The following is a 17,711-nucleotide window of genomic DNA, read 5'->3' as shown; positions in this document are numbered from 1 at the left end:
CATCGCGCGGCGCGCCTACTCCGCCGCGAGCGCGCCGTCCATGGAGAGCCGCGCCGGCCCCTCGTCCGGGCGCTCCAGCACGATGTGCCGCTCATGCAGGTCGAGCAGCGTCGAGCGGTGGCCGATCGAGACGATGGCGCTGTCGGCCAGCCTCTCGCGCAGCATGCGGTAGAGCGCCGCCTCGCCCGGCTCGTCGAGCGCCGAGGTCGCCTCGTCCAGCAGCAGCACGTCCGGCCGGATCAGCAGCGCGCGCGCCACGGCGAGGCGCTGCTGCTCGCCGCCGGACAGGATGGCCGGCCACAGGCCGCGCTCGTCGAGCCGGCCGGCGAGTTCGGGCAGGCCCGCCGCCTCCAGCGCGAGCCGCAGTTCCTCGTCCGAATAGCGGTCCATCTGGTCGGGATAGGCGAGCGCGCCGCGCAGAGAGCCGACCGGCAGATAGGGGCGCTGCGGCAGGGTCAGCACCCGTGCCCCGGGCTCGACCGCGACCTCCCCATGGCCATAGGGCCAGATGCCGGCGATGGCGCGCAGCAGCGTGCTCTTGCCCGCTCCCGAGGGGCCGGAGAGCAGCACACGCTCGCCCCGCCGCACGGTGACGCCGTCCACGGTCAGCAGCGCCTCGCCGCCCGGCAGGCGCACCTCCAGCCCGCTCACCGCCAGCGCGGCGCCGTCGCTCGCGGGCACGCGGCGATAGCCCGAGCTCAGCGCCTCGCCCTGCGTGGTCTCGACCGAACGCTCGAAGCCGGTGAGACGGTCGACCACCGCCTTCCACGCCGCCAGCGTCGAATAGGCGTTGATGAAGAAGGAGAAGGCGCCCTGCACCTGGCCGAAGGCGGAGGCGGTCTGCATGAGCTGGCCGAGCGCGATCTTGCCGCCGAAATAGGCCGGCGCGACCACGATCAGCGGGAACACCACCGACACCTGGCTGTAGCCGGCGGTGAACCAGGTCAGACGCTTCTGGGCGATCATGATGCCCCAGAAATTATGCACGACATGGGTGAAGCGATCGAGCAGGCGCGCGCGCTCGACCTCCTCGCCGCCCATGAGCGCGATCTGCTCGCCATTCTCGCGCACGCGCACCAGGTCGACGCGGTAGTCGGCCTCGAAGCGCTGCTGGTCGAAGTTGAGCTTCACCAGCACCCGCCCGATCAGGTGCGCGAACAGCGTGCCGAAGGCGGCATAGGCGAAGGCCGCCCACACCAGATAGCCGGGAATGTCCCAGGCGCGGCCGAACAGGTTGAAGGAGAAGTCGCCCGAGAGCCCCCACAGGATCACCGCGAAGGACACCAGCGTCATCACCGCGCTGAGCAGGCCGATGAAGATGGAGATGGTCTGCGAGACATAGGCGCTGATGTCCTCGGCGATGCGCTGGTCCGGGTTGTCGGCGCTGTCGCCTTTCAGCCGCATGCGGTAGTGGGTCTCGTTGGCGAGCCAGGCAGCGAGGTATTTCTGCGTCATCCAGGTGCGCCAGCGGATCTCCAGCCATTGCCGCAGGTAGATCTGGTAGACCGCGATCGCGATCGCCGCCGCGGCGTAGAAGCCGAACAGCCAGAGCTGGTGGACGAAGGCCGTCCAGTCCTTTTCCTGGATCGCGTTGTAGAACGCGTTGTTCCATTCGTTGATCAGCACGCTGGCATAGACCCAGCCGACCTCCAGCGCGATGACGGCCGCGAGAAGCACCCCGCCCCGCCATTTGTCGTCGCCGCGAAAATAGGGGATCGACAGCCGCCAGACATCGGCGATCAGGGAAAGAATGGCGCGCAAGAAAGCTACTCCGACGTCAAGGACCGGGGAAAACAGATGAGCAGGAGAGATCGGCGAATACTAGCCGCGCCAATATCAGCCGAAAGATGGCCAGCGGATTAAACTTTGGAAAGCAATGACGTTGCGTCATCAGGCCTCCGGAGCCGGGTCCAGAAGCGAAGAACGAGGGTGGCGGGGAGCCGACATGGAAAGGGCGCCCGACCCTGCTGCCGGGCGCCCCAGTCGTCTTCACCCGCGATGGGCTCAGCCCTTCGGGCCGGCCGCCGGGCGCGGGGCGGGTTTCGCCGCCGGTTTGGCCGCGCCACCCGCCGGCGCGGTCGGCGCCGGGCTCATGCCGTACATGGCTTTCCACGGCTGAACCGATTCATGCACGGTGCGGTAGAAGTCGACGCGGTCATCCTTGCTGCGCCCGCCGGCCGAGGCGGCGCTGACGCCGAACGCGGCCACGGCCGCCGCGGCCGCGACGGCGACAAGGGTCTTGCTGAACATTGAGGGCACTCCGTATGGGCGTGATCCGCCCCTCGGAGAGGGAGCTATGTGCACGGGGCCGCCGCCGGTAGACGCCGGCTCATTGCGAAAACGCACGACGATGTAAGCGACGGGCGCGCTCGTGCACCCGCCCCCCAACCCGAACGTCGCGTTCGCCTCAGATGTAGCGCTTGCGGATGCGTTGGCTCAGCATGTCCAGCAGCGACACGGTGATGATCACCACGATCAGGATCGCCGAGGCCTGCGAATACTGGAAGCTGCGCATCGTGTCGTTGAAGATCATGCCGATGCCGCCGCCGCCGACGATGCCGAGCACGGTCGCCGAGCGCACGTTCGATTCGAAGCGGTAGAGCGCGTAGGAGATCCACAGCGGCAGCACCTGCGGCAGCACGCCGAAGATGATCTCCTGCAGCCACGTCCCGCCGGTGCCGCGAATACCCTCGACCGGCGCGGGGTCGATCGCCTCCACCGCCTCCGAGAACAGCTTGGCCACCACGCCGGTGGTGTGGATGAACAGCGCCAGCACGCCGGCGAACGGGCCGAGGCCGACCGCGGCGATGAAGATCAGCGCGAACACCAGCTCGTTGATGGCGCGGCAGGCGTCCATCACCCGGCGCACCCCGAAGGCGACCCAGCCCGGCACCACATTGTCGGCCGACATCACGCCGAGCGGGATGCCGGCGATCACCGCCAGCAGCGTGCCCCATATGGCGATCGCCAGCGTCTCCAGCATGCTGTCGAAATAGAGGTCCCAATAGGTGAAGTCGGGACGCAGGAAGTCGGCGCCCAGCGTCGCCATGTTGCCGGCGTCGCGCACGAGCTGCGCCGGGTTCATCTCCGCCTCATACCAGGCGAACACCAGCACCACGACGGTCAGCGCCGCCAGCAGAAGGCGCGCGAGCCGGGTCGCCAGCGGCGTGACCGGGGGCGGCGGCATGGTGCCGGTCGCGGCGCGGTGGACGGCGTTGGAAGCGAACATGGCGGGGCCTCGTCATGTGGGGCGCGGCGGGCGCGGCGCGCGGGGGCGGCCGTCACGGGCCGGCCCGAAATCCGAAAAGATCCCGGAAGGGCGGGCATGCCCTTCCGGGACCAGTCACGAGGGAGCGCGGACGGGCGGCCGGCACGCGTTACGTTGGCCGCCCGCCGCGATCGTGCGCCTCCGCTCACATGGCGGGGGTCGTTTTCATCTTCTGGTCGAGATCGGCGAGCTGGGCGTCGATCTCCTTCAGCTTGGCGGCCTTCTCGTCGGCCGAGAGCTTGTCGTCGTTCTGGGTCTTCACCCGGGTCTTGAACAGCTCGAGCTGGCGGATCGGGTAGAGCTGGGCGTTCGAGGAGGGCACGAACACGCCCCAGCCGTCCGAGGTCTTGGCGAGCACGGCGCGCTGGCGGGCCACTTCCTCCTCCGGGCCGAGACGGCCATAGGTCAGGAAGAAGGTGTAGATCTTGGCCTTCATGTCGTCCGGCAGGTCCGCGCGCCACACCAGCGGGTCGGACGGGATCAGCGGCGAGCGCCACACTTCCTTGATCTTGGCGGCGTCGTCGGGACGAAGCTGCTTCAGCCGGTCCATCGACTCGGTGTTGTTGGTGGCGATGTCGACCTGCTTGTTGGCGACGGCGAGGGCGTTGCCCTCGTGGTTCGACACCACGACGCGCTTGTAGCAGCTGTTCGGCTCGACCTTGTTGAGCGCGAACACGTAGTAGCTCGGCACCAGGTTGCCCGAGGTGGAGTTGGGATCGCCATTGCCGAAGGTCAGGCCCTTCGAGCAGTCGACCACGTCCTTCAGATTGTTGACGGCGTTGTTGTCGACATTGGCGATGATGAGCGAATAGTAGCCCTTGGTGCCGTCCGGCTTGGTGGTCTGGACGAACACCTCGCCATCGGCGCGGTCCACCGCCTCCATGGCCGACTTGTTGCCGTACCAGGCGAGGTCGACCTTCTTGAAGCGCATGCCCTCGATCACGCCGGCATAGTCCTGCGCGAAATAGGCCTTCACCGGAACGCCGACCGCCTTCTCGAGGTCCTTGAGCATCGGCTCGAAGCTCTTGGCGAGGCCGGTCGAGGATTCGGTGGAGATGATGCCGAAATTGAGCTGCTTCATCTCCTCGGCCGCCAGCGGGGCGGTCAGGCCGGCGAGCACGAGGCCGGCCGCGAGAATGCGTTTCATGGTTGTCGCTCCTGTCAGGATACGGTCTGGGACGTTCTGGCGTCGGCGCCGGCCGGGGCCGTCACCGCGAACTGGCTCGGCAGGATCAGCTCCTCGGCGCTGGCGCCGTAGAGCTCGGTCAGGAACGCCGCATCGAGCCGGGAGGCCGGGCCGTCGAACACGACGCGCCCACCATTCATCGCCACCACGCGGTCGAAATAGGCAGTGGCGTAGTCGACCTGGTGCAGCGAGACGACGAGCGCGATGCCGTGGTCTCGGCTCATCGTGACCAGCGTGTCCATGACCCGCTTGGCCGATTTCGGATCGAGCGAGGCGATCGGCTCGTCGGCGAGCACCAGCCGCGCGCCCTGCACCAGCGCACGGGCGATGGCGACGCGCTGCTGCTGGCCGCCGGAGAGCTCGCGGGCGCGCTTGGCGGCGTGCTGGGAGATGCCGACCTCGGCCAGCGCGGCATAGGCGGTGCGCCGCTCGTCGGCGTTGAACAGGCCGAGCGAGCCGCGCAGCGCGCTGATGCGCCCGAGCACGCCGACCAGCACGTTGGTCATCACCGACAGCCGGCCCGACAGCGCGAACTGCTGGAACACCAGCCCGATATTGCGCCGTGCCGCGCGCACCTCGCGGGCGAGGCGGCCGTTCTCCTGCACCCGCATGCCGAAGGCGTGGACGGCGCCCGAGCCCGCGCCCCGCGCATCGGCAAGGGCGAGGCCGGCGGCGAGGCGGATCAGGGTCGACTTGCCCGACCCCGAGGCGCCGATCAGCGCGACGCGTTCACCTTCGCCGATGACGAGCGAGACATTGTCGACGGCGCGCAGCTGCGGCCCCGCCTTCGCACCATAGGTCTTGCTCACGCGGTCGAGTTGAAGCGCTGCCGCCATCGGTCCCCCGCCGGCTGTTGAAGTCCGGTCTGGGGTATCGGTGCGGAATGACGCGTGGATGAACCTTGCGTTACGTTTGCGTGACGCTCCCCGGCCGGCGCGGCCGCAGCGTCAACGTCCCGTTGAACGCCCGGGCCGATGCGCGCGATGCTCTCATTGACCGCGCCGGCATCGAGGCGTCACAGTCGGCGGGCTGATGGAGGGGCATGGCGCCCCGCGGGGGAGGCTCATGTATTACGCGATCATCCTGCTGACGATGGTGGTCCTGCCCATCGTCAGCATCTCGGCCGAGCTGGCGACCACCACCGGCATCGGCGGCTTCCTCCTGGTCTGCATCAAGTGGTTCGCCTTTTGGGCGGTCGGGGTGCGGCTGCTGCTGGCCGGCGTCTCGCAGATCTGGAAGCCCGGCTTCACGCTCAAGAGCATTCTCGGCGTCGACGATCCGCGCGCCCATGTGATCGCGCAGGAGCTCGGCTTCGCCAATACCTCGATCGGGCTGGCGGGCCTGCTCTCCATGGTGTTCACGAGCTGGGTGCTGCCGGTCGCCTTCACCGGCGGCGTGTTCCTCGGCCTCGCCGGGCTCAACCACCTGCGCCGCCCCGAACGCAGCCTGCGCGAGAGCGTGGCGATGGTGAGCGACCTTTGGGGCTCGGCGGTCCTGCTGATCGCCTTCGTGCTGAGCCTGTTCTGAGGAAGCCCGTTCACATATTTGGATAATTGGGTCCGCCGCCGCCTTCGGGGGCGACCCAGGTGATGTTCTGGTTGGGGTCCTTGATGTCGCAGGTCTTGCAGTGCACGCAGTTCTGCGCGTTGATCACGAACACCTCGTCCCCGTCCTTCTCCACCCACTCATACACCCCCGCCGGGCAGTAGCGCGCCGAGGGGCCGGCATAGACGTCGTGCTCCGACGCCTTCTGCAGCCCCATGTCGGCCACCTTCAGATGCACCGGCTGGTCCTCCTCGTGATTGGTGTTCGACAGGAACACCGAGGACAGGCGGTCGAACGAGACCACCCCGTCGGGGCGCGGATAGTCGATCTTCTTCGACGCCGCCGCCGGCTTCAGCGTCGCGTAGTCCGGCTTGCCGTGCCCGAGCGTGCCGAAGGGCGAGACGCCGAGGAGCGTCTGCGCCCACATGTCGAGCCCGCCCAGCGCGATCCCGGCATAGGTGCCGAACCTCGACCAGAGCGGCTTCACGTTGCGCACCCGGGCGAGGTCGCGCCCGATGGCCGAGCCGCGCCAGCCCGTCTCATAGGCGGCGAGCTCGTCATGCGCCCGCCCCTCGGCCAGCGCGTCCGCCGCCGCCTGCGCCGCCAGCATGCCGGAGAGCACCGCATTGTGGCTGCCCTTGATGCGCGGCACGTTGACGAAGCCGGCGGCGCAGCCGATCAGCGCCCCGCCGGGGAAGGCGAGCTTGGGCACCGACTGGAACCCGCCCTCGGTGATCGCCCGCGCCCCATAGGCGAGGCGCTTGCCGCCCTCCAGCGTCGGGCGCACCAGCGGATGGGTCTTGAAGCGCTGGAACTCCTCGAACGGCGACAGATACGGGTTCGCGTAGTTGAGGTGGACCACGAAGCCCACCATCACCTGCCGGTCCTCCATGTGGTAGAGGAACGAGCCGCCGCCGGTCTTCGAATCCAGCGGCCAGCCGAAGGAGTGCTGCACCAGCCCCGGCCGGTGCTGCTCCGGGGCCACCTGCCACAGCTCCTTCAGCCCGATGCCGAACTTCTGCGGCTCGCGCCCCTTGGCGAGGGCGAAGCGGGCGATGAGCTGCTTCGACAGCGAGCCGCGCGCGCCTTCCGCGAACAAAGTGTACTTGCCGCGCAGCTCCATGCCGCGGGTGAAGTTGCCGGTCGGCTCGCCGTCGCGCCCGACCCCCATGTCGCCGGTGGCGACGCCGGCCACCGCGCCGTTCCCGTCGAACAGCACCTCGCTGGCGGCGAAGCCCGGATAGATCTCGACCCCCAGCGCCTCGGCCCGCGCCGCCAGCCAGCGGCACACCGTGCCGAGCGAGCCGACATAGGCGCCGTGATTGTTCATCAAAGGCGGCATCAGGAAGTTCGGCAGCCGCACCCCGCCGGCCGGGCCGAGCAGGTAGAAGCGGTCCTCGCTGACCGGGGTCTTCAGCGGCGGGTCGGGGTCCTCGCGCCAGTCCGGCACCAGCCGGTCGAGCCCGACCGGGTCGATCACCGCCCCCGACAGGATATGCGCGCCGACCTCCGAGCCCTTCTCGACCACCACCACCGAGATCTCGCGGCCGCTCTCCTCGCCGAGCTGGCGCAGCCGGATCGCCGCCGAAAGACCCGCAGGACCCGCCCCAACGATCACCACGTCATAGTCCATCCCCTCGCGGGAAGGCAGGGCGGCCTCGTCCATAATGTTCTCCGGCGACTGGGAAGATTGGAGTTTTTCCATGCTTCTTTCATGGAGCGGGCGTCCTGACAACCACGCGCGCGCCGGTTAGGATCAGCCTCACGACGAAAGAACAGCTTGATGCACCCGACACTTAGCGATCGCGACCTCATCGCCGAACTGCTCGCCTTCCATGTCGAGGCGGGAGCGGACGTCGCGCTTGGCGAGGCGCCGGTCGACCGCTTCGAGGAAAGTGCGCGCGAGCGCGCCGCCGGCCGCCCGAATCGCGATCTCGCGCCACCGGACGTCGCCCCGCGCCCCCGCGCCGAGAGCGCGCCCCAACCCGCGCCCCGACCCACTCCCGCCGCCCGCCCGGCGCCCGTGGCGGCACCCGCCCTCGCCCCCTCCGCGGCCGCGCCGCCGCCGCCCGACCAGGCGGCGCTGGAGGCGCGCGAGGCTGCCGCCGGCGCCCCGACGCTGGAGGCTCTGCGCGCCCTGCTGGAGGGTTTCGAGGGCTGCCCACTCAAGCACACCGCGACCCGGCTGGTGTTCGCCGACGGCAATCCGGCGGCGCGCCTGATGCTGGTCGGCGAGGCCCCCGGGCGCGACGAGGACATCGAGGGCAAGCCCTTCGTCGGCCGCTCCGGCCGGCTGCTCGACCGCATGCTGGCGGCGATCGGCATCGACCGCAGCGCCGCCTACATCGCCAACGTGGTGCCGTGGCGCCCGCCGGGCAACCGCACCCCGACGCCGCAGGAGACCGCGATCTGCCTGCCCTTCATCCGCCGCCAGATCGAGCTCGCCGACCCGGACGTCCTCGTCTGCCTCGGCGGCCCCTCGGCGATGACGCTGCTCGGCATACGCGAGGGAATCACCAAGGCGCGCGGGCGCTGGATGAGCTACGACACCGGCACGCGCGAGATCGCCGCGCTCGCCACCTTCCACCCCGCCTATCTGCTGCGCACGCCGCTCGGCAAGCGCATGGCCTGGCGCGACATGCTCGCCGTCGAGGCCCGGCTCGCAGGTCTGCCCCCGCTTGCGGACGCGCCCGGCCCACGCTGAGGGCCGGCACGTCGCCGGCGGTCTCGCCCTGCACCTGTGGATGTCTCGCTCCTGACATCACTACCGGAGCACAGTTGGCAACAAGCTGATTTGAGTCGTTCCATCCCGTGAAGGGTGAGGCTAGTCTAGCGACGTCACCTTCCGGCAGCGGTGACGATTTCGGGGGAGGCCGATGGAATTCGATCCTGTCATTCTGGCTCGCATCCAGTTCGCCTTCACGGTCTCCTTCCACATCATATTCCCGAGCTTCACCATAGGGTTGGCGGCCTATATCGCGACCCTCGAAGTGCTCTGGATGACCACCGGGCACGAGCGCTATCACCGCATCGCGCGCTTCTTCACCAAGATCTTCGCCGTGTCCTTCGGCATGGGCGTGGTGTCGGGAATCGTGCTCTCCTACCAGTTCGGCACCAACTGGAGCCATTTCTCCCATGTCGTGGGCAACGTCATCGGGCCGCTGATCGGCTATGAGGTGCTCACCGCCTTCTTCCTGGAGGCGACCTTCCTCGGCATCATGCTGTTCGGCTGGAACCGGGTGCCGCGCGGGCTGCACGTCTTCGCCTCGCTGATGGTGGCGCTCGGCACCTCGCTCTCGGCATTCTGGATTCTCTCGGCCAATAGCTGGATGCAGACCCCGGCCGGTCACACCATGATCGACGGCGTCGCCCACCCGACCGACTGGCTGAACACCATCTTCAACCCGAGCTTCCCCTACCGCTTCGCCCACATGGTGACGGCCTGCTACCTCACCACCGCCTTCGTGGTGCTCGCGGTCGGGGCGCGCTACGTCTATCAGGGCCGCTACGCCGAGGACGCGCGCACCATGATGCGCATGGCGATCGGGCTGATCGCCATACTGGCGCCGATCCAGGCCTTCATCGGCGATTCCCACGGCCTCAACACGCTGCAGTACCAGCCGGCCAAGATCGCCGCCATCGAGGCCCATTGGGGCACCGAGGACGATGTCGACAACAGCGTGCCGCTGGTGCTGTTCGCCTGGCCGAACGAGAAGACCGAGAGCAACGACTACCAGATCGCGGTGCCGCATCTGGGCAGCCTCATCCTCACCCATAGCTGGGACGGCAAGATTCCCGGCCTCAAGGAATTCGCCCGCGAGGACCGACCGCCGGTCGCCATCCCCTTCTTCGCCTTCCGCGTCATGGTCGGCATGGGGCTGCTGATGATCGCCGTCGGCTGGCTCGGCGCCTTCCTGCTGTGGCGCCGGCGCCTGTTCGAGACCGACTGGTACCTCGCCCCGCTGCAATATGTCTGGCCGATCGGCTTCATCACCATATTGTCGGGCTGGTTCGTCACCGAGGTCGGGCGCCAGCCCTGGGTCGCCTACGGCATATTGCGCACCGCCGATGCCATATCCCCGGTCGACGGCTGGGCGGTGGCGACGACGCTGGTGCTGTTCGTGCTGGTCTACGGCGTCGTGTTCTCGGGCGGCATCTACTACATCAACCGCCTCATCGTGCGCGGGCCGGAGGGCGCCGCGGTCGAGCCGCCGAGCGGCGTGCCGAACCGCCCGCTGACCTCGGCCAACGAGGCGACCCGCCAGGCCATCAGCACCACCACGGGAGAGTGAGCCATGGAGGACGTCGGCCTCGGCATGACCTGGTACCTGCCCGTCGTCTGGGGGCTGCTGCTCTCGGTGGCGATCGCGATGTATGTGGTGCTGGACGGGTTCGATCTCGGCATCGGCATCCTGTCCCCCTTCGCCCGCAGCGACAGCGAGAAGGACCAGATGATGAGCTCGGTCGCCCCGTTCTGGGACGGCAACGAGACCTGGCTCATCCTCGGCGGCGGGGGCCTGTTCGTCGCCTTCCCGCTCGCCTATTCGATCGTGATGCCCGCGCTCTACCTGCCGGTCATCTTCATGCTGCTGTCGCTGGTGTTCCGCGGCGTGGCCTTCGAATTCCGCCACGTCGCCGAGAGCAGCCGCTTCCTGTGGAACATCTCCTTCGCCGCCGGCTCGACGCTGGCCGCCTTCTTCCAGGGCGTGCTGCTGGGCGGCTTCGTGCAGGGCATCAAGGTGGCGAACAACGCCTTCGCCGGCGGCCCGCTCGACTGGGCGACCCCCTTCGCGCTGCTGTGCGGGCTCGGCGTGGTCGCGGGCTACGCGCTGATCGGCAGCGTCTGGCTCATCATGAAGACCGAGGGGCGGATCGCGGTGCGCGCGCGCATGCAGGCGCGGATCCTGCTGCCGGTGGTGCTGATCTTCATGGGCATCGTCAGCCTGTGGACGCCGATCGCCTTCCCGCGCATCGCCGAGCGCTGGTTCACCACGCCGAACCTGTTCTACCTCGCCCCGGTGCCGATCATCACGCTGATCCTCGCCGGACTGGTCTGGCGCTGGCTGGAGGACGGGCACGAGCACATGCCGTTCTTCGGCGTCATCGGCCTGTTCTTGCTGGGCTATATCGGCATCGGCATCTCGATCTTCCCCTATCTGATCCCGCCCTCGCTGACCGTGTGGGAGACCGCCGCCGCGCCGGCGAGCCAAGTCTTCACGCTGATCGGCACGGTGTTCATGCTGCCGGTGATCCTCGGCTACACCGCCTTCGTCTACTGGCTGTTCCGCGGCAAGGTGCGCGAGGGCGAGGGCTACCACTGAGGCCTGCCGCGCCAAGCGTTCGGGCGGGGCGAGAAGGCCCACGGCTGAACCCGCTTTAGGGGGCTGCCCGTCGCCGGATAGATCCCGGCTAGCTCGGGCGACCTCCTCCGCATATCGGGAAGCCCGGGCCGACGCGGCGCATCCTCCAGCCCCTATGGGTCGCACGCGCTCAGGCTACCCCGGCCGCATGCTCCGGCCTCACGCGGCCCATCTGACCTCCCCCGGCCGCATCGTCCCCTCAAGCGCTCGCCCGCGCTCTCGCCGCTCTCACTTCGGCGCGCGCGGGGGAACCACCGCCCAGCCGACCCGCACCGGGTCCAGCCGGCCGGCGATCGCCCAGGGCACCACGATCGGCGCCTGCGGCTGCAGGTCCGGCCACAGCTCGCGCAGCCCGTAAGGCGGGCCGCCATTGGCGCTGAGCACCGGCCACACCAGCACCATGCCCTCATGCGCGGCGAGGTGGTTCACCGTCGCCGAGGCCTGCGCCGGCCCGGCCTGCGGCATCAGCACCGGCCGGGCGGAGCTGGCGAGCGCGATCGGCGCGGCCAGCGCAGTGACACCGCCGATCGCACCCGGCGGATGGCCGAGCCGCCGCGTCGCCGCCTCGGTGAGCGGGCCGGCGACCGCGCGGGCGGGGAAGTTGACGGCCTGCCCTCTCCGGCCGACCTGCGGCGCGCCGAGCGTCACCAGCGCCGTCACCACCGCCGGCGCGGCGACGCAGGCGAGCCAGAGCGGCGCCATCGCCCGGCGCCGGTGGATCCCCGCCATTTGCCCGCGCCCGGCCACCAGCAGCACCGCGAGCAGCGCCGGCGCAGGCGTGCCCCACACCGTCTGCCGCTCGCCGAGCGCGGCCAGCGCCAGCGCGGCGAGCAGCGGCACGATGCCCATCACCGCCATGAAGACCGGCGCGAAATCCGGCATCGGCCCGCGCGCCAGCGTCGGCACGTCCTCGCGCGCCCTGTCGCCGCCTCCCCGCTCGCCGGCGCGCGAGGAGATCAGCACCAGCAGCGCGCCCGGCACGCTGGCGAGCACCAGCCCGGCCAGCAGCGTCGCCGCCGGCACCATGGACGAGCCCCCGGCCGCCGCGCCGGCCGTTCCCAGCGCCGGCAGGGGCGGAGGAAAGCGCACCGTCCACAGCGCGAACGGAATGAGGAAGGTGAGGCCCATCGCCACCGGCTGCACGATGTCGCGGGTGCGCAGCGCCGCCCGGCCGGCCGGCGTCAGCGCGATCAGCAGCGCCGCCGCCAGCACCACGGCCCAGCCCGACCATCCGGCGAACAGCGCGATGCCGCCCGCCGCCGCGAGGGCCGGCCAGGCATGGCTCTTGCGCTCGCCGATCAGCCGCCAGCTCTCGAGCACCACCCACAGCACGGCGGGCAGTGCCAGCCGGTCCGGAGCGTAGGGGTCGAGCGGCAGGCCGATCCCCTCCACCGCGACGAAGACCAGTGCTGCGGCGCCGCCCATGGCGCGCCCGAGGAAGCGCGAGGCGAGGCGGTAGGCGAGCCCCGCCGAGGCCAGCATGGCGAGCGCGAACAGCGCATAGACCGCCCACAGGCCGAGCCCGTCCAGCGCCAGCCAGCTCAACCCCGCCGCCAGCGGCCCGCCGGCATCGGCGGCGACGCGTCCCGCGCGGGCCGCCAGCAAATATTGCGTCAGCTCCAGCGGCGGCGAGGCGAAGACCAGCAGCGGCAGCACCACCCAGAGCAGGCCGAGCGCGCCGCCCGCGGTCCGCACCGCCAGACCGGGGCGCGCGCGCAGCGCTTCGATCCAGAGCGCCGACCAGAGCATGGCCGCGCCTAGACGCCGTCGGCCAGCGCCACGGGGCGCAGCACCGGACCGCGCCGTTCCGCGCCCGGCTCCGTCTCGACCGCTCTCGTCTCGACAAGCACCGTCTGCGCGAGCTCGATTTCCAGCGCCCGGCGCGCGCGCACCGGCGCGAAGGAGGTGCGGTGGTGGCGGCAGGTGCCGAGCGCGGCCAGCGCCTCGGCGTGCTCGGGCGTGCCGTAGCCCATGTGGCGCTCGAAGCCATAGCCGGGATGGGCGAGGCCGAGCGAGGCCATCAGCCGGTCGCGGGTCACCTTGGCGACGATCGAGGCGGCGGCGATGGAGGCGACCAGCGCGTCCCCGCCGATGATCGCCCGCGCCGCGCAGGCGACCGGCGGCAGGTCGTTGCCGTCGACCAGCAGCAGCCGCGGCGCGCGCGGCAGGCCGGCGGCGGCGCGCGCCAGCGCCCACAGCGTCGCCTGCCGGATGTTGTCGCCGTCGATCCGCGCTGGCGGGGCGAAGGCGAGCGACACCTCCGCCGTGGCGCAGATCTCCTCGAACAGCGCCTCGCGCTGCGCCGCCTTCAGCTTCTTGGAATCGTCGAGCCCCTCGGGCACCCGGTCGCGATCGAGCACGACCGCGCAGGCGACGACCGGCCCGGCCCAGGGCCCGCGCCCGACCTCGTCGACCCCCGCCACCGGCACATCGCCCGCCAACCACGCCGCGACTTCATGGGTGAAGTCCGGCTTCTGGCGTATGATCGTCATCTCCTGCCCTCGCGACTCGTCCGGGGCAGGATGACGGCCGGCCGGCCGCGAGGCAACCGGGCCGGCGGGGCCGTGCTCGCTGACAGGGGCATCGCTGTCCCGGATCGGCGTCGATGACCTCCATGCTGTGTCATTCATGACGCTGTGAGATTCATGAGGCTGTGACATTCATGACATGGCAAGCATGGCATGCGATCCATGTCGCGGTGCCGGCAGCACGGCGCCCAGGGCGGGCAGGACACGGGCGCGGCGGTCACGGCCCGGCGCGAGGGGGAAAGACGGATGAACTTGTCGGAACATCTTCAGGAATTCGTCACCCTGTGGGTGGTCATCGATCCGCTGGGGACGCTTCCGGTCTTCATCGCCGTCACCGCCACGCTCGACGCCGCCAACCAGCGCAAGGCGGCCTTCATCTCCATCATCGTCTCGTTCTGCGTGCTGGTGTTCTTCGCCCTGGCGGGAAGCTCGCTGCTGCGCTCGATGGACGTGTCGATCAATTCGTTCCAGATCGCCGGCGGCATCGTGCTGTTCCTGTTCGCGCTGACCATGGTCCACGGGTCGAACCATTCGGACACCCACGCCTCGGCCGAAACCAATCCGGTGGATATCGCCATCTACCCGCTGGCCATGCCCTCCATCGCCAGCCCCGGCGCCATGCTGGCCGCGGTGGTGCTGACGGACGACGCCCGGCACAATTTCCCCGACAAGATGATGACCATCGTCACCTTCAGCCTGGTGCTGCTGGTGGCGCTGGCGATCATGCTCGCCGCCGGGCCGCTGATGCGCTTCATCGGGCGCGGCGGCGCGGCGGTCATCAGCCGCGTCATGGGCATGCTGCTCGCCGCGCTCGCCATCGACCTCGTGCTCAGCGCGCTGTCCGACTGGCTCAAGCTTCCCCCGATCTGACCGCCGGCCGCGCCGGCTTCCGCGCTCAGGTCTCCACCGGCGGCGGCACGCCGAGATGCTTGGCGAGGAAATCGGAGGTGCGCCCCCAGGCGAGCTCGGCCGCCTTCGGGTCGTAGCGGGTCGGGCTGGTGTCGTTGTTGAAGGCGTGGTTGACGCCCTCATAGACATAGATGGTGAAGTCCTTGCCGGCCTCCTTCAGCGCCTTCTCATAGGCCGGCACGTTCTCGTTGATGCGGTTGTCGAGCCCGGCATAGTGCAGCAGCAGCGCGGCCTCGATCGTGTCGACGTCGTCGAGCGGGGGCGGCATGCCGTAATAGGCGACGCCGGCCTTCAGCTCCGGGCTCGCCTCGGCGAGCAGGTTCACCATGCCCCCGCCCCAGCAGAAGCCGATCGCGCCGACCGAGCCGGTCGAGGCCTCGTTGTCCTTCAGGAAGGCGACCGCGTCCACCGCCCGCTGCACCGTCGCCGCGCGGTCGAGCTCGGCGATCATGGAGCGCGCCTTGTCCTCGTCCTCGGGCGTACCGCCATCGGCAGAGAGCAGGTCGACGCCGAAGGCGAGGTAGCCGGCGAGCGCCAGCCGTCGCGTCACGTCCTTGATGTGCGGGTTCAGCCCCCGGTTCTCGTGGATCACCAGCACCGCCGGGCGTTTGGCGTCGGCGCGCCGGGCACGCACGAGGTAGCCGCTGATGTCGTCCCCGCCGGAGGGGTAGGTCACCATCGCGGCGTTCAGCCGTGGATCGCCCTCGGGCACCATGGCCGCGCGGGCATAGTCGTTGGTGAGCAGGGGCAGCAGCGCCGCGGCGGCCGCGGCCGAGCCCGCCAGCGTCCCCAGCCGGTCCATGAATCCCCGGCGGTCGATCTGGCCATGGGTGAACCGGTCGTAGAGATCGATGATGCGTTGGTCCATCGGCACGCCTCCCTCTCTGTCCGACGGGAGGATGAGCCGCCTCCCGGCCGGGCGCACGTCGCAAGTGAGTGAACGTGGCAGAGCGAACGGCACCCGCCCGCAACCATCTAAGGCGCGCAGGGCCGCGGGCCAGACCGGCGACGCGGCCGGTGGTCGCCGCAAACGAAAAGAGCGCAGCTCGCGCCGCGCCCTTTCCAACTCGATGAAGGCTTTCCGCCCCGAAGCCGGGCTCGCCCGGCTTCGGCACTCCAAAACCGCAGGGGCGGTGAGGATCTCGCAAGAAATCCATGCCGCCATCCGAAGCCGGGCCTGCCCGGCTTCGGCACCCCAAGACTGCAGGGGTGGTTGGATTTCGATCAGAAATCCATACCGCCCATGCCGCCGCCCGGCATGGCGGGGGCAGCGCTCGCGGGCTTCGGCAGGTCGGCGACCATCGCCTCGGTGGTGATCAGCAGGCCGGAGACCGACGCGGCGTCCTGCAGCGCGGTGCGCACGACCTTGGCCGGGTCGACGATGCCGGCCGCGATCATGTCCACGAACTGCTCGGACTGGGCGTTGAAGCCGAAGTTCTGGTCCTTCGACTCCAGCACCTTGCCGACCACGATCGAGCCCTCGACGCCCGAGTTCTCGGAGATCTGCCGGATCGGCGCCTCGAGCGCCTTCAGCACGATCTTGATGCCGGCGGCGATGTCGGCATTGTCGCTGGAGAGCTTCTCGATCGCCTTCTTGGCGCGCAGCAGGGCGATGCCGCCGCCCGGGACGATGCCTTCTTCCACCGCGGCGCGGGTGGCGTTGAGCGCGTCGTCCACGCGGTCCTTCTTCTCCTTGACCTCGATCTCGGTGGCGCCGCCGACGCGGATCACCGCGACGCCGCCCGCGAGCTTGGCGAGGCGCTCCTGCAGCTTCTCACGGTCGTAGTCCGAGGTGGTCTCCTCGATCTGCGCCTTGATCTGCGCGACCCGGCCCTCGATGTCCTTCTTCTTGCCGGCGCCGTCGACGATGGTGGTCTTCTCCTTCTCGATCAGCACCTTCTTGGCGCGACCGAGCATGTCGAGGCCGACCGTCTCGAGCTTGATGCCGAGCTCTTCGGAGATCACCTGGCCGCCGGTGAGGATCGCGATGTCCTCGAGCATGGCCTTGCGGCGGTCGCCGAAGCCCGGCGCCTTCACGGCCGCGACCTTCAGGCCGCCGCGCAGCTTGTTCACCACGAGCGTGGCCAGGGCCTCGCCCTCGACGTCCTCGGCGATGATCAGCAGCGGCTTGCCGGACTGCACCACCTGCTCCAGCACCGGCAGGATCGCCTGCAGGCCCGACAGCTTCTTGTCGAAGATGAGCATGTAGGGATCTTCCAGATCCACAGTCATCTTGTCGGGATTGGTGATGAAGTAGGGGGAGAGGTAGCCGCGGTCGAACTGCATGCCCTCGACCACTTCGAGCTCGGTCTCGGCGGTCTTGGCTTCCTCGACGGTGATGACGCCCTCGTTGCCGACCTTCTGCATCGCGCCGGCGATCATCTCGCCGATCGAGGCGTCGCCATTGGCGGAGATGGTGCCGACCTGGGCGACTTCGCCGGTCGACTTCACCTTCTTCGCGCGCTTGACGATATCGTTGATCGCCTCGACCACGGCGAGATCGATGCCGCGCTTGAGGTCCATCGGGTTCATGCCGGCGGCAACCGCCTTGGCGCCTTCCTTCACGATGGCCTGGGCCAGCACGGTGGCGGTGGTCGTGCCGTCGCCGGCGAGGTCATTGGTCTTCGAGGCCACTTCGCGCACCATCTGCGCGCCCATGTTCTCGAACTTGTCCTCGAGCTCGATCTCCTTGGCGACGGTGACGCCGTCCTTGGTGATGCGCGGGGCGCCGAAGCTCTTCTCGATGACGACGTTGCGGCCCTTCGGGCCCAGCGTCACCTTCACCGCATTGGCGAGGATGTCGACGCCGCGCAGCATCTTGTCGCGCGCGTCACTGGAGAATTTTACGTCCTTGGCAGCCATCTGGCCTACTCCTGAAAGGGGTTGCTCGCGGACCCCCGCGGCGGCGCCATGTC

15 protein-coding genes are annotated in these 17,711 nt (G+C 69.5%); 5 read left to right on the top strand and 10 right to left on the bottom strand.

Going from position 1 to position 17,711, the window contains the following annotated elements:
- Positions 1-15: 15 nt before the first annotated feature.
- The 5 genes from NVS83_RS01270 to NVS83_RS01250 form a co-directional block, all read right to left on the bottom strand.
- Entirely contained in the window at positions 16-1,761 is a 1,746-nt protein-coding gene (locus NVS83_RS01270) for an ABC transporter ATP-binding protein/permease (RefSeq protein WP_258737700.1), read from the bottom strand.
- Positions 1,762-2,004: 243 nt separating this feature from the next.
- On the bottom strand, positions 2,005-2,250 hold the full coding sequence (locus NVS83_RS01265) for a hypothetical protein (RefSeq protein ID WP_258737699.1): 246 nt from the start codon (positions 2,248-2,250) through the stop codon (positions 2,005-2,007).
- Between the two features lie 157 nt (positions 2,251-2,407).
- The gene (gene phnE / locus NVS83_RS01260) at positions 2,408-3,229 is read right to left on the bottom strand and encodes a phosphonate ABC transporter, permease protein PhnE (protein WP_258737698.1); all 822 of its coding nucleotides are present in this window, start codon (positions 3,227-3,229) and stop codon (positions 2,408-2,410) included.
- Positions 3,230-3,413: 184 nt separating this feature from the next.
- Positions 3,414-4,415, bottom strand: coding sequence for a phosphonate ABC transporter substrate-binding protein (gene phnD, locus NVS83_RS01255; RefSeq protein WP_258737697.1), 1,002 nt, complete (start codon positions 4,413-4,415; stop codon positions 3,414-3,416).
- 14 nt (positions 4,416-4,429) lie between these two features.
- A complete protein-coding gene (locus NVS83_RS01250; protein WP_258737696.1) occupies positions 4,430-5,290 on the bottom strand; it encodes a phosphonate ABC transporter ATP-binding protein in 861 nt (286 codons plus the stop codon).
- Positions 5,291-5,519: 229 nt separating this feature from the next.
- On the opposite strand from NVS83_RS01250, the gene NVS83_RS01245 reads away from it, so the two are divergent.
- On the top strand, positions 5,520-5,981 hold the full coding sequence (locus NVS83_RS01245; protein ID WP_258737695.1) for a hypothetical protein: 462 nt from the start codon (positions 5,520-5,522) through the stop codon (positions 5,979-5,981).
- 10 nt (positions 5,982-5,991) lie between these two features.
- On the opposite strand, the gene NVS83_RS01240 is transcribed toward NVS83_RS01245, so the two are convergent.
- Positions 5,992-7,665, bottom strand: coding sequence for an electron transfer flavoprotein-ubiquinone oxidoreductase (locus NVS83_RS01240; RefSeq protein WP_258737694.1), 1,674 nt, complete (start codon positions 7,663-7,665; stop codon positions 5,992-5,994).
- Between the two features lie 117 nt (positions 7,666-7,782).
- Between NVS83_RS01240 and NVS83_RS01235 the strand changes: the two genes are divergently transcribed.
- From NVS83_RS01235 to cydB, 3 genes are all read left to right on the top strand, one after another.
- Positions 7,783-8,703, top strand: a complete 921-nt coding sequence (locus NVS83_RS01235; protein WP_258737693.1) for a uracil-DNA glycosylase — start codon at positions 7,783-7,785, stop codon at positions 8,701-8,703.
- A 172-nt stretch (positions 8,704-8,875) separates the two neighbouring features.
- Positions 8,876-10,291: a cytochrome ubiquinol oxidase subunit I gene (locus tag NVS83_RS01230; RefSeq protein ID WP_258737692.1), complete on the top strand. Its 1,416-nt coding sequence runs from the start codon at positions 8,876-8,878 to the stop codon at positions 10,289-10,291.
- 3 nt (positions 10,292-10,294) lie between these two features.
- Complete coding sequence (gene cydB, locus NVS83_RS01225) at positions 10,295-11,320, top strand: cytochrome d ubiquinol oxidase subunit II (RefSeq protein ID WP_309486164.1); 1,026 nt, start codon at positions 10,295-10,297, stop codon at positions 11,318-11,320.
- Positions 11,321-11,587: 267 nt separating this feature from the next.
- On the opposite strand, the gene NVS83_RS01220 is transcribed toward cydB, so the two are convergent.
- Positions 11,588-13,108, bottom strand: a complete 1,521-nt coding sequence (locus NVS83_RS01220; RefSeq protein WP_258737691.1) for a glycosyltransferase family 39 protein — start codon at positions 13,106-13,108, stop codon at positions 11,588-11,590.
- Between the two features lie 8 nt (positions 13,109-13,116).
- On the bottom strand, positions 13,117-13,851 hold the full coding sequence (gene rnhB / locus NVS83_RS01215; protein ID WP_258737690.1) for a ribonuclease HII: 735 nt from the start codon (positions 13,849-13,851) through the stop codon (positions 13,117-13,119).
- A 282-nt stretch (positions 13,852-14,133) separates the two neighbouring features.
- Between rnhB and NVS83_RS01210 the strand changes: the two genes are divergently transcribed.
- Entirely contained in the window at positions 14,134-14,757 is a 624-nt protein-coding gene (locus NVS83_RS01210) for a MarC family protein (RefSeq protein ID WP_258737689.1), read from the top strand.
- A gap of 25 nt (positions 14,758-14,782) precedes the next feature.
- Here the strand turns inward: NVS83_RS01210 and NVS83_RS01205 are convergent, their stop codons facing one another.
- Positions 14,783-15,664 carry a dienelactone hydrolase family protein gene (locus NVS83_RS01205; protein WP_258737688.1) on the bottom strand — a complete coding sequence of 294 codons (882 nt, stop codon included), beginning with the start codon at positions 15,662-15,664 and terminating at the stop codon, positions 14,783-14,785.
- Positions 15,665-16,020: 356 nt separating this feature from the next.
- Positions 16,021-17,658 carry a chaperonin GroEL gene (groL, locus tag NVS83_RS01200; RefSeq protein WP_258737687.1) on the bottom strand — a complete coding sequence of 546 codons (1,638 nt, stop codon included), beginning with the start codon at positions 17,656-17,658 and terminating at the stop codon, positions 16,021-16,023.
- Between the last annotated feature and the right edge of the window lie 53 nt (positions 17,659-17,711).

It is taken from the genome of Ancylobacter mangrovi (genome assembly GCF_024752335.1).
GTDB lineage: Bacteria > Pseudomonadota > Alphaproteobacteria > Rhizobiales > Xanthobacteraceae > Ancylobacter > Ancylobacter mangrovi.
The sequence above is the reverse complement of the archived record's forward strand: the minus strand, read 5'-3'. Positions and strand labels throughout refer to the sequence as shown.